Consider the following 13,627-nt stretch of genomic DNA (forward strand, 5'->3'; position numbering starts at 1 on the left):
GGATAACAAGAAATAGCCGTTTTGTCCAAATGATCGTGATGCCTACCAGCTTGATATCAAAAAAAGACCCCCTCATCGATGAGGGGGTTCGCCTTCTATGATTACAATAAATCAGCCGCGAGCTGCGCCAGCTTGGAGCGTTCGCCTTTCTCCAGCGTCATATGACCGCTTGTGCCTTCTCCTTTAAAGCGCTCCACGATATGGGTCAAACCGTTGCTTATGGAATCGAGGTAAGGATGATCGATTTGCTCCGGGTCACCCATGAGCACGATTTTACTTCCTTCTCCCACACGAGACACGATCGTCTTTACTTCGTGTTTCGTTAGGTTTTGCGCTTCGTCGATTATGATGAACTGTCCAGGAATCGAACGTCCGCGGATATAGGTTAGCGCTTCGACTTGAATACTTCCCATGCCCATTAGTATTTTATCGATATCGCCCGACTTCTTTGTGTCAAACAAATACTCTAAATTATCATAGATCGGCTGCATCCACGGACGAAGCTTCTCTTCCTTCTCACCTGGCAGATAACCGATATCCTTGCCCATTGGAACAACCGGACGCGCGATAAGCAACTTCTTATACTTATGCTCATCCTCCGTCTTCAGAAGACCCGCTGCAAGCGCGAGAAGCGTCTTACCTGTCCCTGCCTTTCCCGTAAGCGTTACGAGCGGGATATCATCATTTAAAAGCAGCTCCAGTGCCATGCGCTGTTGGGCATTGCGTGCCGTTATGCCCCAGACGGGATCATTGCTTAGAAACAACGGTTCAAGTCTCGCCCCATCCTGGCTGACTTTCAGCAGAGCTGATTTAGAGGTTCCCATTTCGTCTCGTAATATGACAAACTCATTCGGATTCAGCCGGATGTTTAAATGCATATTGTTCACTGTTAGAAAGCGATAGGTGTAAAATTCATCAATTACTGCAGGATGCACATACAGCGTCATGTAGCCTGCGTAAAAGTCCGAGGATACGACTACTCTGTCTGATAAATAATCCTGAGCCTGAAGACCAAGGACATCCGCTTTAATTCGTACGAGCACATCCTTGCTAACTAATACGATGCTTTGTTTCTCCGTTTCATTTTCCTGCTCTATGTGGTAATTCAGCGCAACCGCTAAAATCCGATTATCGTTTGTCATTTCTCCAAACATTTCTTGCACGCGCATAAAGCTGCGGTGATTTAATTCAACCTTCAGCAAGCCGCCGCTTGGAAGCTCGATGCCCTCGTGCAAATGCCCTTTTTCTCTCATCTTATCAAGCAGACGCGAGATTTGGCGCGCATTTCTTCCTAATTCATCAGCCAACCTCTTCTTAGAATCAATTTCCTCCAACACTACCGCGGGAATTATGACTTCATTATCCTCGAAAGCAAAAATTGCTTGCGGATCATGAAGCAGCACATTTGTATCGAGCACGAATATTTTTTTCATGAGAACCCTCCCGGCGTTGGATATTCTTTAGAGGCCATACATAGCATAACGCTGCTGCGGGTAAACTATGGCGGACTGGTGACATTTAGTTTTTCAACGAGAAAAAAGAGGTGGCAAACATGTTCAAATGGCTTACTTCAGCGATCATTGTTGCGATTGTAGCGACAGGATGCAGCACCGTCGCACGTAATGAGACATCACCCTCTCCACGAAATAATGGCCGTGTCCAGGCTCAGCAAACCGAACCAAGGAAAAAAGAAATTAAGAACTCGGAGCAGGTTGCGGCACATCTGGAGCAGTTGGCCAAAGGAATTGAAGGAGTAACGAACGCGCACTGTGTCGTGTTCGGAAATACAGCTATTGTCGGCATCGATGTAGATGCCAAGATGGAGCGCTCTAGAGTCGGGACGATTAAATACTCTGTTGCAGAAGCCTTTCGCAAGGATCCTTACGGCATAGACGCTCTCGTAACAGCTGATATGGATTTGTCCCAGCGAATCAATGAAATCGGTGCCGATGTTAAGCGCGGCAGACCTATCGCCGGATTTGCCGAAGAAATGGCTGATATTATGGGAAGATTAATTCCACAGCTGCCGCGAGATATCATGCCTCAGGAGCCAGAGAAGCAAGATGCTCCAAAAATGAATAAGAAATTGTAAAGATGCCCTGAAGACACAAAAAGCCTAGTGAGCTAACCACTAGGCTTTCTTCATTGCAGCGAAAACTTGTACATCCAAGTTGTCCCCTGCACGGTTCTTATTCGGTTTGTCGCACGCAGCAACAGCGGACAAGCACGCGGCGTTATTCATCGCGTCCCCGCCTTTTGCAATGCTCGAGGTCAAATCATCAGAAGCCGCATCGATCTTAGGCAATAGAACGAATGCTTGTTTTGGCAAAACTTCGATCGCAAGTTCGAATTCTACGGATACGGTATTGGTCATTCGCATGACCTCCTTCTGAACAGATTTCAAAAATGGCCTCTGTAGATGTATTATATCTAACATATTAGCTAGAGTCTACGGTTATTCAGCCAATTTTCCCTGCAGCGCAGCCCGTGCTTCATCCAGCTTCGCATCGTCCAGATAAACATATGGACTTCTCCAGGTTCCCTCAAGCGGAATGAAGGTGATATCCTCCCGACTCATGCCCAAGTAGGTGGTCATCATATTTTTGATTTCTTTGGAGGGCATATCCATTGTTAAATTCGCCCCTACGGCTTCGATCACGGAACCGATTTTTGTCACGCCGTCAAACGACTTCAATTTGTCCGTTAGCGCGCCGATGACTTGGCTCTGACGTGCGTTTCGTTCAAAGTCACTTGACATATTCTTGCCGTTATTGGACTTCCGGTAACGGACAAAGTCAAGCGCCTTATCTCCGCTTAACACTTGAACGCCTTCTTCAAGATCAATGTTCGTGCCATCTGCGGAATCTTTATATTTCATCCGCATATCGACATCTACTTCGACGCCGCCTAACGCATCTACAACATCTGCAAAACCTTGAAAATTAATGACTGCTGAATATTTTATGTCAATACCAAACAGTTCGCTCATTACATTACGCACTTCTTGCTTGGCGTCCGCATAAGCTGCTTCTTTTTTCAATTTCTTCTCATTAAGGGCGTTCATATAAAAATCAGCATAAAAGCTATTCGCTTTGCGTGCACGATAACCATCCACATCGATGTTCGAGTCACGCGGAATAGTTACCACCGTCGCCGACTTTGAATTCGGATTAAATACCGCTACCATCATCACGTCCGTATTCAAACCGCCGCCGTGAGAACGCGCGTCAATGCCCATCAAGAGCATTGCAACAGCTTTCTCCTTTACAGACTCGCCAGCAGGAATAACGACCTCCGTATCCGCAGGCGCGGAAATTTGGTCAACTGCATTATCTGCTTTAAAAACGAGATACGCAAGACCCGCAGCCACGATAAGGAGTAACGCAAACAGCAGTCCAAAGAATGTTTTTAGCACCGAGCGTTTCTTGCGCGGCTTCTGTTTTTTTGGTTTTGCCGGTTGGCGTGAGCCCGTTCTTGGAGGTAACGCCGTCGATCCTTTACTCATATGCTCCACCTTCAAGTTCAGTTATATTTGGGATTCGATTCGATGTCCGCGAGCAGCTGTTCGCCCAGTTCGCGAGGATAAAACTGCAGTTTAACGCGTCCATCCTTTTCATATTTTATATGAATCATCGTATCGTCGGTCTTCGTTATAGCAAAGTCCGTCAAGCCATGATCCTCCGTTAATATCTGCTCAAAAAAAGCAAGTGTATCGAGCGCCGCTTGGTCGTCTTGGCGAGCCGTTGCAACGAGCTTAATCTGCAGCCAGTTAAATAGAGCATCCTCCAGCTTCATTTGCCTGACTCCGTATTCTGAGGTGCATTTCCGCCGGATTTGCGGTCCTTCCATTTGTCATATAGCTGACGGCCCCGAAGCATTAACATCATAAGGACTGCTACACCCATACACTGAATAATCGGAAGTTTATCCACCTGTAAAATCATGAGAACGAACGAACCGAACGCAATTAACGCATATACAAGTATTTCTTTCAACAACGGTAACTTTTGCTGAGCACGAAACACTTTATTGAATATGTATATCGTGAAACCTAAAATAATCAGATAAGAAATGAGCTTATGGTCGCTAAGCCATGCCTGCATGCCTTAATCCCCCTTCTGAAATTGTAAACGGCTTTCGCCGCCAATTAGTTGCACAGCGCGAGTATCACTGTGAAATATAAGTGGGATTATAAGTTTCATCACTTATAATCCCACATATTTTCAAAGAAAACGTAAGGCTCTGCATTTGCAAAACCTTACGTTTGTTTAAAGTTCAGCTCTTAAACGCTTGCTTGAGCATTTTTACGGTTTTTGTCCGCACGCTCGCGCTCGCTCTTATTCAAGATCTTCTTGCGAAGACGAATCGATTTCGGCGTAATTTCACAATACTCGTCATCATTCAAGTACTCAAGCGCTTGCTCAAGCGAGAATAGACGCGGGCTTTTAAGCGTTACGGTATCATCTTTACCAGCAGAACGAATGTTGTTCAGCTGTTTCACTTTACAAATGTTAACGATGATGTCATTCTCACGGGTATGTTCGCCCACGATCATGCCTTCATAGATTTCAGTACCCGGCTCCAAGAACTGGATTCCGCGATCCTCAACGCCCATCATACCGTAGAAAGTGGAAGTACCATTTTCACTCGCTACAAGAACGCCTTGGTGACGGCCGCCTACGCCTGATCCCGCAAGTGGACCATAGCTGTCAAATGCGTTGTTCATAATGCCGTAGCCGCGTGTCAATGTCAAGAATTGTGTACGGTAGCCGATCAAGCCGCGTGCAGGAATTCTGAATTCTAAACGAACTTGGCCGTTTCCGTGATTGATCATGTTAAGCATTTCTGCTTTACGCGTTCCTAGACTTTCCATAACAGGGCCCATGCTTTCTTCAGGCGTATCGATTAGTAAGCGCTCGTAAGGTTCTTTCTTCGAGCCGTCGATCTCCTTGATAATTACTTCAGGCTTGGATACTTGAAGCTCGAAGCCTTCACGACGCATGTTCTCGATTAGGATCCCTAGGTGAAGCTCACCGCGTCCGGAAACGACAAAGGCATCCGGGCTGTCTGTTTCATCTACGCGAAGCGCTACGTCAGTCTCAAGCTCTTTGAAGAGGCGCTCACGAAGCTTACGGGAAGTAACCCATTTGCCTTCACGTCCTGCAAACGGACTGTTGTTAACAAGGAATGTCATTTGAAGCGTAGGCTCGTCGATTTTGAGAACCGGCAAAGCTTCTGGCTTCTGTGGATCAGCAATCGTTTCACCGATATTGATTTCGCGAATACCTGCGATTGCAATGATATCGCCCGCTCCGGCTTCCTCAATCTCCACGCGCTTAAGTCCTACGAAACCGAAAAGTTTCTCGATGCGCGCTTGTTTATTGCCACCCTCGCGTGTCATTACCGCAACGGTTTGACCTTGCTTAATAATTCCGCGGTTGACGCGGCCTACGGCAATACGGCCAAGGTATTCATTGTAATCAAGCAGCGTAACGAGGAATTGCAATGGCTGCGTTATATCCTCGGTAGGTGATGGAATGTTGCTTACGATCGTTTCGTAAAGAGCTTCCATGTTCTCATCTTGCTTCTCAGGATCGAGGCTTGATGTACCCATAAGCGCTGAAGCATAAACTACAGGGAACTCAAGCTGCTCATCGTTTGCTCCAAGCTCGATGAAGAGGTCAAGCACTTCATCTACAACTTCTTGCGGTCTTGCGTTCGGACGGTCAATCTTATTTACAACCACGATCGGCGTTTGATTCGATTCAAGCGCTTTGCGCAATACGAATTTCGTTTGCGGCATACAGCCCTCAAAAGCATCGACAACCAAAAGCACGCCGTCAACCATTTTCATAATACGCTCAACCTCGCCGCCAAAGTCAGCATGTCCAGGCGTATCCACGATGTTGATCAAATAATCTTTGTAATTGATTGCCGTGTTTTTTGCCAAAATCGTAATACCGCGTTCACGCTCAAGATCGTTTGAATCCATTGCGCGTTCCTGTACTGCTTCATGATCGCGAAACGTACCTGATTGTTGTAGCAGTTTGTCAACCAATGTTGTTTTACCATGGTCAACGTGGGCAATAATGGCGATATTCCGTAAATTCTCTCTTGCTTGCATAACTAGTAATCCACTCCAATTGTTTTTTATTTAATTCCTTACCAACGTCTGCGTTTGCTTAGCATCATCCAAACACCTGCCGCAATTAACGCAACAGCAATCGCATAAATCCCCCAGCTCCACAAAAGCACAAGAACGACAAACACAGCCGATGCGGCAGCAAGCGCAATCGATGCCGTGAGTACAACACGCGGTCTGGATGAACCGAACAAATAATATTCGTAAAGGCCGGCTGCCACTCCAAAAATAAACAGCGGCCACAAATATTTCAAGCTATCCCATCCAAAAAGGTTGCAAACGACAAACAGCAGGGCATATACGACGAGCATTCCGCCTGGGACAAGCACAACCGCCGGAACTAATCTGCCGAAGTACAGCACATGCAGAAGGACTCCGGGAATCAAGACGAGCAGCGGCCAGAAGATTGCGCCCAAAAAGCTGAATACACCTAACTTGCCCAACAAAATAACGACCCCGGCTAACAGCAAAATAATTCCAGCGGAATATTTGTTATTAGGCATTCGCGTTCCGCTCCTTACAACGCCAATCGCATATTGCGACGAAAGACGACAGTTTTTATCTATATTAGTTTATAGGAACTGAGACAAAAATACCAGTACGTAGCGGGGGTCTGAACAAAAAAAAACCGTTCCGCATTATTTTGCGTGAACGGAGCGTGTCATAATCATGTTGAAACTGGCTTCTTTTTGACAACTGCAAGCGCGATTACAAGCGGTACGCAAAGCAGCGGAACCGCTTCGGAAAGCGTCTTGGAACCGTGAAATAGCAGCTGATCGAGGCCTGGATCATGCATGAGCATCTCTCCGGCTGCATAGGCGAGCAGCGCTGCTCCAATGTAAGAAAGAGCCGGAAATTTTTGCAGCAGCGTACCCAGCATTTGGCTTCCCCAAATGATCATCGGAATGCTAAGTGCTATGCCTAGCAAGATCAAAATAGGGTCTCCCTCGGCTACGGCCGCTATAGCCAGAACATTATCTAAGCTCATGACAAAATCAGCGACAACAATTGTCCAGATTGCCGCACCGATCGTTTTCGCTTTTTTAACGTTGTGATTATCTTGCTGCCCCCCTGCCTCTGCAAGCAGCTTCACTGCGATATAAAGCAAGAGCAGTGCTCCTATGGCCTGTAAGTACGGCACCTGGAGCAGCTTGATGGCTACGAGGGTCAACAAACATCTTAGGCCGACAGCGGCAGCAGCGCCCCACCACACGGCTCGTTTGCGCTGCTCAGGCGGCAGCTGCCCGCTCGCCATGGCAATGACGATGGCGTTGTCTCCGCTAAGCAATACATTAATAAGCACGATTTCGATAAATATTATAAGGCTGTCCACGTTTCACACCCCCTCTATCAGAGGTATGAACAAGCTGTGGGGAATATGTCCAAAAAAAAATGAATCCCTCTTCTCTACCGCCCGTATTTAATGTAGACTTCAAGAAGTGTTAGTTAATGGAAGGAGGGAAATTACTTATGGAATTATTCTCAGTTGAGTTTTTCTCCGCCCTGTTGACCATCGTTTTCATCGACCTGATATTGGCCGGGGACAACGCCATTGTAATAGGGCTGGCAGCTCGGAATCTGCCAAAGGATCAACAAAAGAAAGCGGTCATCTGGGGAACTGCCGGTGCGGTCGGTATACGGATCATCGCCACCCTTCTCGTCGTGCAGCTTCTAAATGTACCTTGGCTTAATCTTGTCGGAGGTCTGCTCTTAGTATGGATTGCTTATAAGCTGCTTGTACAAGAAGACCCGCATGACGGGATTAAATCCGGTAATACGCTTTGGCAATCGATTCGAACGATAATCATAGCTGATGCGGCAATGGGGATCGATAACGTTATCGCCGTTGCCGGTGCGGCACACGGGGACACGCTGCTTGTTATCCTTGGCCTAATTATCAGCGTCCCCGTCGTCGTATGGGGCAGTACCCTCTTTATCAAGCTGATCAACCGCTTCGAATGGATCGTTTATGTCGGTTCTGCGGTTCTCGCTTACACAGCCGCAAAGATGATTACGCATGAAAAAGCATTCAAGGAATTTTTCGAAAACCAGCTGTACTTCTGGGCTTTCGTCATTCTTGTAATCATTATCACCATCGCAGCCGGTTTGTGGACGAACTCACGGAACAAGAAAAATGCGCAAGAAAAAAGCAGCGAATCCCATTAAGGGGTTCCTGCTTTTTTCTTTCTCAGCTTCACCTAACATTAAAGCTGGTTCACGATCACTATCTGACCGTCCCTTTCAGTTATCTCCACGAAAATCGGCCTTTCTTCCGGTGTGCGGTTTGGCGTATGAATGGTGAGCATAAGACGCCCATCGAAGGTGCGGAATACCATACCATGTCCTCCATCCGTATAAATAGTATTTCTTCTGTTCTAGCACAGGCAGCACAAAAGGGTCGCGAATCTGAATATCTTTGCTATTCAACACAACAAGCTTCCTCCTTTTCCTTTACCGATAACTTGGATTCACAATGCCGATATCGGAGGAAACGATAAATTTCCCCCTATCATAAGACAGTACTTCATTTCCCTTCACTTGGAATTGAATGTTTTTCCCGTCATATTGAATGCATCCGCTTACCACTCGAACAGTCATACCAACGATGCTTCTAAGTCTCCCGTCTCGATCCGTAATGACTCGTATTCCGCTGGGAAAGCGAATATGGGAGTTGCCGTTGCGATAAATCTCAGAGCCTTCCCTCAAATTCAGCAGCTCATAAGAGCTGCCGTCAATCGTTCGGCTATACCCGGTCTCGCCGGTAATTTCTTCACCATGGTCCATATCGTATGGAACAAGTCCCGTAAACCACAAATCACCTTCAGGTGTTGGTAAAATACCGCATAAACGTTCTACGAAATCGAGCAAGCAAAGAATAGACGGTGAGTAAGCCTCCGTGAAGCCCTCATCTCCGGTCCACGGACTGACTGCCTGAGCGAAGCGCACAGCTTTTGTGAAGGACGCGAGAATCGGATACAGCACCCAAGTCAGTTCCACATGTCGACCGTGATGCTCAAATGCATGAGGCGCCCGAATTAAGCTTAGAAAATTCGATGATCCGCCCCAACTGTTATAGTTCGAGAACGGATCAAATCGCGGATCATCCATCGCCATAGAGGTAAACGGATACTTAGCAAAAAACTTGCTTGTATTCAGCAAATAACGCTTCAGCATCGTATCAAAGAATGAACGGTCTCCGACCTCGCAGGCCATGACACGAAGCAGCACATCTGATTGCACGCGAACAAATTCATCGTTGCTATCACGGTCATAGAAGAAATGATCCACTTCATCAAAGCAATAACGGTATAAGCTTTCTAGACTATCCTCCGCTTTATTTAGCCATTCCTCTCCGGATCGACCAAGCTCCTGCGCAATACGCGCCAGATATAACCGCTGACAATACACATTGGCAGTCAGGTCAGGTGCGAGAAAAGGTAAAATTGGCGAGTCCGGATTCACCTTTGTGGCATCATTTTGATGAGGGGTGTCAGGGACATGCCAGAAACGGGGGGAAAGATCATGCCCCGTATCGAAAGTGCTGAATGCTTCTATGCATCCAGTGCCTCGCGTATTACGGTAAGTAACCAGCCAATCATCGTACCTTGCCATTGCCTCGTACATCGTTTGTAAAAACTCTTGGCTGGCATGATTGAGTTTATAGTGATTCCAGACGCTGCGCGCAAGCGGCGTTACCAACTGAATCTGTCGATAGGCAGGCCCATGCTCGGTCACCTTGTAGGGGAGCATGCCGTCTTCGCGCTGATGAACGGCAAACGACCGATATGTCGTTTCTGAAACGGAAGGGATAAAACGCGATAGCAGCTCAGCGTTAATCGTTCCGGTACTCTCGAGCCAACAGCCGAGATAAATGCCGCCTTCGTGTAAAATAGGGTCTTCTCCGCCAGTCGGCACAATGCAGTCAAGCAGCGTCCGCAATGCCGAATAATAGACCTGTTCTAACTTGCCTGAACGCGTCGTAAACCGGATTCCGGATTTCTTCCATTCCTCTATGCTTTTTTTATCCGATGGTTTTTTCAACTGTCCGATTTTGCTGTCTATAGAAATCTCTCGCAGCTGCTTCAGCAATGATTCGCTCACAATTGTCGCCTCGCTTTTCTTAAAATAATTGAACATTTTCAAGTTAGAAATGAAACAGGCTGCCGCGAGGCAGCCTATTCATAAAAGTGTTTATAGATTATTGATTATTATTGAAAATTTTCAAGGTTCCGTTATAAAAATCTTTTACAGCTTGCTCTACGTTTTTGCGTCCAAAGCCAATTTCGTACATGGTTGTTTCTGCGAGCTTTGAATATTCTGAGAACCCCGGTGGGTTGTAGCTGACTGCGAACGGCTCTTTCTTTGTCGCCTCGGAAACCCGGCTCGTGTAATCATAAACAATTTTCTCGACTGCATTAGCTCCGCTTTCAAGAAGCGTGCGATTCGCCGAAGTGACAGGTACCCCGCGGTCATTGCCTAAAATTTTGGCAACATCGGGATCATTTATGAAGAAACTCAAAAGCTTAGCTGCTTCTTCAGGGTGTTTAGACTTTGCATAGCCTGAAAGCCCTTGACTTGACTCGAATACCACGCCTGTTCCTTTATCGCCTCTTGGGAGCTGTATCATAATAAGTTCATCCTGTGTCAAGCCTTGCAGTGCAGCCAATTGATTGGACGGAATCAGGCTCATTGCGACTTTTCCTGTCACAATCAATGACTTGCTCGTATCGCCTGGAGGATTTGAAACCTGAAGCTCAGAAGGCACAACTCCTCCTGCTTTTGTTGTTGCATCCCAGTATTGGAACCATTTCAATGCGTCAGCCTCTTCGAACCCAAGCGTCCCCTTATCCATATCATAAAGCTGTTTCCCCTGCTGCTTTAAGCCAATGTCCATGCCATCAATAGACATGTTATAGGTTCCATAAAAACCTTTGCCCAGCTTATCGGAAATTTCTTTACTGATGCGGGCAAAGTCTTCCCAATTCCAGCCGTCAGCCGGCACTGGTAAACCTGCCTTCTCGAATAACGTTTTATTAACCACGATTCCTCGAGCATTGGCACCGGCGGAGATGTGTAGCAGTTTACCGTTTATCGTGCCGTATTCAATCATGGATTGATCCATGTCACTAAGATCGAGCTCTTTCTCGACGTAAGGGGTTAGGTCAAGCAGCACTTCCTTGTTCGCGTAATCCACTACGTTTCCTCCGAGAAAAAAGATGTCAGGAGCCGTACCCGATGCAAGCTGTGTATTAAGCTTATCGAAATAACCTGTCGATGGGGCAAATTCGCCGACTACCTTGATTGTTGGATTTTTCTCTTGAAATATTTTCAGTGCTTCATTTGTAATATCTGCTCTTTTTTGATCTCCCCACCACATAATGCGCAGTTCAACTTGCTGAGAGCCGCTTGTTTCCCCTGAGTTTGCACCGCTCTCATCGCTTGCTGCTCCGCCACTGCTTGTACCGCCGGAGCAAGCAGCCGTAAACACCATCAAAAGCCCTAATACCAATAGAAGTAACCTATGTTTCATTTTAATCCCCCTATAACCTAATGTGAATTCGCTTTCACTTCAAATGCTACCCTTATTTCCAACCATTCGGAATTTCATTCCTTCGGGTTTTCGTTATCAAATTTTTCGGTAGTCTCTTTCTGTGAACCATCACTCACTTCAACCCTGTAGTCGCGATTCCATCTAAGAAATAACGCTGGAAAATCAAGAAGATGAGTGTAATCGGAACGAGTGATAGTGCAGACATAGCTAGCAGGGCTCCCCAATCCGATTGGCCAGTAGGGTCAAATAAAGACCGAATACCCAGCTGTACGGTAAACAGCTTAATATCGCTTAAATAAATCATTTGGCTAAAGAAATCATCCCATGACCAGATAAAGGTGAATATAGCGGCGGAAATTAAGGCCGGTACGAGCAGCGGCATTATGATTCGGAAATAAATTTGCCTTTGATTGCAGCCGTCGATCGTCGCGCTCTCATCAAGCTCTCTTGGAATTCCGCGAATAAACTGAACCATCATAAGGATAAAAAAGGAATCATGCGCAAGCCATTTTGGCAATACAAGCGGAAAGTAAGTATTAATCCATTGAAGCTCATTAAAGATGACGTATTGCGGGACAAGCGTAACATGATACGGGAGCATAATCGTCACAAGCATTAATGAGAACCATATCTTTTGAAATTTAAAATTCAATCTTGCAAAGGCATACGCCGCAAAAGAGCAGGTAATCACGTTTCCAAGCACGCTTAGAATGGAAATCAACCAAGAATTTGCGAAAAATTTGCTAAATGCGACACCTTGGAAGCCTCGCCAGCCATTTAGGTAGTTGTCTAATGTGAACGAACTCGACCATAATCCAGGTTCTGTGAAAATCAGCTCGTTAGGCTTAAAAGAACTGCTTATAAGCCAAAGCACAGGATACAGCATCGCGAAACCGAAGATGATAATGAGTGTGTGCTTAACGGCTCCATTTATCCGTTTTGTCTGCATGACTCCGTTACCTCCCTTCCTTGCTGTCGCCGTAAAATACCCAAAATTTCGATGTCGCGAAAATTAATGCAGTAAAGGCGCCGATAATCAGCAGCATAATCCAGGCTAATGCCGATGCGTAGCCCATATCGAAGAACGAGAAGCCCTTCATGTAAAGATATAAGGTATAAAACATCGTCGCATCAAGCGGGCCTCCCCTACCGTCACCAATAACAAATGCAGGCGTAAAGGCTTGGAATGAATTAATGATGCTCATAACTAAATTAAAGAAGATAACGGGTGACAGCATGGGCAATGTAATGCGGAAAAATTGTCGAACCTTATTCGCACCATCCACTTGAGCCGCTTCGTAAAGATCAGCCGGCACCTGTTTTAGACCTGCAAGAAAAATGACCATGGCTGACCCGAACTGCCAAATGGACAAGGAAATTATGGTGTACACAATATAGCTGGGATGGGAAATCCATGACGGCCCTTGAATCCCGAACCACCCAAGAAATTGGTTCACCAAACCGCTGCCATCAAAAATCTGTCTCCAGACGATTGCTATTGCGACACTCCCCCCTAGCAAAGAAGGAATATAATATATCGTCCGGTAAATGCCTAGCGCTCGGATTCCTTTGTTTAAGACCATGGCGACCAGAAGCGCGAAGATTAGCCGAAGAGGCACGGAAATAAACACGTATTTGATGGTTAGCCACAAGGAGCCTGAGAAGGTATCGTCTTCTTTAAAAATTTCTAGGTAGTTGGCAAATCCAATCCATTGCGGCGGTGTTAGCAAATTGTACTTGGTAAGCGACAGATATAACGAACCGAGCATCGGTCCAAGCGTTAGAAAGAAAAAACCGATCAGCCACGGCAGCAAAAAAGTATATGCTGTTAAATTGTGTTGATTAGCAAGCGGTTTGCGGCTTGTTCTCATCGCGAATACCCCTCTCTTAGTGATGTAGTTCCATCATAAGGGAGAGGTAAAAGAGATAGAATG

At 46.2% G+C, this 13,627-nt stretch carries 14 protein-coding genes; 2 read left to right on the forward strand and 12 right to left on the reverse strand.

Features of this window, described 5'->3' with window-relative positions:
- Window positions 1-101 precede the first annotated feature (101 nt).
- On the reverse strand, window positions 102-1,433 hold the full coding sequence (locus tag AC1DLI_RS15805; RefSeq protein ID WP_477604106.1) for a PhoH family protein: 1,332 nt from the start codon (window positions 1,431-1,433) through the stop codon (window positions 102-104).
- Window positions 1,434-1,552: 119 nt separating this feature from the next.
- On the opposite strand from AC1DLI_RS15805, the gene AC1DLI_RS15810 reads away from it, so the two are divergent.
- Entirely contained in the window at window positions 1,553-2,092 is a 540-nt protein-coding gene (locus AC1DLI_RS15810) for a YhcN/YlaJ family sporulation lipoprotein (RefSeq protein WP_308997974.1), read from the forward strand.
- A 39-nt stretch (window positions 2,093-2,131) separates the two neighbouring features.
- Here the strand turns inward: AC1DLI_RS15810 and AC1DLI_RS15815 are convergent, their stop codons facing one another.
- The 7 genes from AC1DLI_RS15815 to AC1DLI_RS15845 all read right to left on the reverse strand — a co-directional run bounded on the left by AC1DLI_RS15815 (window position 2,132) and on the right by AC1DLI_RS15845 (window position 7,475).
- Entirely contained in the window at window positions 2,132-2,374 is a 243-nt protein-coding gene (locus AC1DLI_RS15815) for a hypothetical protein (RefSeq protein WP_477604109.1), read from the reverse strand.
- Between the two features lie 81 nt (window positions 2,375-2,455).
- Entirely contained in the window at window positions 2,456-3,505 is a 1,050-nt protein-coding gene (locus tag AC1DLI_RS15820) for an LCP family protein (protein WP_477604111.1), read from the reverse strand.
- A gap of 17 nt (window positions 3,506-3,522) precedes the next feature.
- Window positions 3,523-3,795 (reverse strand): hypothetical protein, encoded by a 273-nt coding sequence (locus AC1DLI_RS15825; RefSeq protein ID WP_477604113.1) that lies wholly within the window; start codon window positions 3,793-3,795, stop codon window positions 3,523-3,525.
- On the reverse strand, window positions 3,792-4,103 hold the full coding sequence (locus AC1DLI_RS15830) for a YlaH-like family protein (RefSeq protein ID WP_477604115.1): 312 nt from the start codon (window positions 4,101-4,103) through the stop codon (window positions 3,792-3,794). Before AC1DLI_RS15830 ends, AC1DLI_RS15825 begins: the two co-directional genes overlap by 4 nt.
- A gap of 179 nt (window positions 4,104-4,282) precedes the next feature.
- Entirely contained in the window at window positions 4,283-6,124 is a 1,842-nt protein-coding gene (gene typA / locus AC1DLI_RS15835) for a translational GTPase TypA (RefSeq protein ID WP_477604117.1), read from the reverse strand.
- A gap of 38 nt (window positions 6,125-6,162) precedes the next feature.
- The gene (locus tag AC1DLI_RS15840) at window positions 6,163-6,645 is read right to left on the reverse strand and encodes a hypothetical protein (RefSeq protein ID WP_308997968.1); all 483 of its coding nucleotides are present in this window, start codon (window positions 6,643-6,645) and stop codon (window positions 6,163-6,165) included.
- 164 nt (window positions 6,646-6,809) lie between these two features.
- A complete protein-coding gene (locus tag AC1DLI_RS15845) occupies window positions 6,810-7,475 on the reverse strand; it encodes a TerC family protein (protein WP_477604119.1) in 666 nt (221 codons plus the stop codon).
- A 137-nt stretch (window positions 7,476-7,612) separates the two neighbouring features.
- Between AC1DLI_RS15845 and AC1DLI_RS15850 the strand changes: the two genes are divergently transcribed.
- Window positions 7,613-8,308 carry a TerC family protein gene (locus AC1DLI_RS15850; protein ID WP_477604121.1) on the forward strand — a complete coding sequence of 232 codons (696 nt, stop codon included), beginning with the start codon at window positions 7,613-7,615 and terminating at the stop codon, window positions 8,306-8,308.
- Window positions 8,309-8,593: 285 nt separating this feature from the next.
- Here the strand turns inward: AC1DLI_RS15850 and AC1DLI_RS15855 are convergent, their stop codons facing one another.
- The 4 genes from AC1DLI_RS15855 to AC1DLI_RS15870 form a co-directional block, all read right to left on the reverse strand.
- Window positions 8,594-10,243, reverse strand: coding sequence for an MGH1-like glycoside hydrolase domain-containing protein (locus tag AC1DLI_RS15855; protein ID WP_477604123.1), 1,650 nt, complete (start codon window positions 10,241-10,243; stop codon window positions 8,594-8,596).
- 97 nt (window positions 10,244-10,340) lie between these two features.
- Window positions 10,341-11,672, reverse strand: a complete 1,332-nt coding sequence (locus AC1DLI_RS15860; RefSeq protein WP_477604124.1) for an ABC transporter substrate-binding protein — start codon at window positions 11,670-11,672, stop codon at window positions 10,341-10,343.
- Window positions 11,673-11,805: 133 nt separating this feature from the next.
- The gene (locus AC1DLI_RS15865; RefSeq protein ID WP_477604126.1) at window positions 11,806-12,642 is read right to left on the reverse strand and encodes a carbohydrate ABC transporter permease; all 837 of its coding nucleotides are present in this window, start codon (window positions 12,640-12,642) and stop codon (window positions 11,806-11,808) included.
- A gap of 7 nt (window positions 12,643-12,649) precedes the next feature.
- Entirely contained in the window at window positions 12,650-13,564 is a 915-nt protein-coding gene (locus AC1DLI_RS15870) for a carbohydrate ABC transporter permease (RefSeq protein ID WP_477604128.1), read from the reverse strand.
- Between the last annotated feature and the right edge of the window lie 63 nt (window positions 13,565-13,627).

Source organism: Paenibacillus sp. 01T443 (assembly GCF_056398325.1).

Coding starts and splice junctions, on each gene's coding strand:
- AC1DLI_RS15870 (WP_477604128.1), bottom strand. CDS start 13,564: ATGAGAACAAGCCGCAAACCGCTTGCTAATCAACACAATTTAACAGCA.
- AC1DLI_RS15805 (WP_477604106.1), bottom strand. CDS start 1,433: ATGAAAAAAATATTCGTGCTCGATACAAATGTGCTGCTTCATGATCCG.
- AC1DLI_RS15865 (WP_477604126.1), bottom strand. CDS start 12,642: ATGCAGACAAAACGGATAAATGGAGCCGTTAAGCACACACTCATTATC.
- AC1DLI_RS15810 (WP_308997974.1), top strand. CDS start 1,553: ATGTTCAAATGGCTTACTTCAGCGATCATTGTTGCGATTGTAGCGACA.
- AC1DLI_RS15850 (WP_477604121.1), top strand. CDS start 7,613: ATGGAATTATTCTCAGTTGAGTTTTTCTCCGCCCTGTTGACCATCGTT.
- AC1DLI_RS15820 (WP_477604111.1), bottom strand. CDS start 3,505: ATGAGTAAAGGATCGACGGCGTTACCTCCAAGAACGGGCTCACGCCAA.
- typA (WP_477604117.1), bottom strand. CDS start 6,124: ATGCAAGCAAGAGAGAATTTACGGAATATCGCCATTATTGCCCACGTT.
- AC1DLI_RS15815 (WP_477604109.1), bottom strand. CDS start 2,374: ATGACCAATACCGTATCCGTAGAATTCGAACTTGCGATCGAAGTTTTG.
- AC1DLI_RS15830 (WP_477604115.1), bottom strand. CDS start 4,103: ATGCAGGCATGGCTTAGCGACCATAAGCTCATTTCTTATCTGATTATT.
- AC1DLI_RS15825 (WP_477604113.1), bottom strand. CDS start 3,795: ATGAAGCTGGAGGATGCTCTATTTAACTGGCTGCAGATTAAGCTCGTT.
- AC1DLI_RS15840 (WP_308997968.1), bottom strand. CDS start 6,645: ATGCCTAATAACAAATATTCCGCTGGAATTATTTTGCTGTTAGCCGGG.
- AC1DLI_RS15860 (WP_477604124.1), bottom strand. CDS start 11,672: ATGAAACATAGGTTACTTCTATTGGTATTAGGGCTTTTGATGGTGTTT.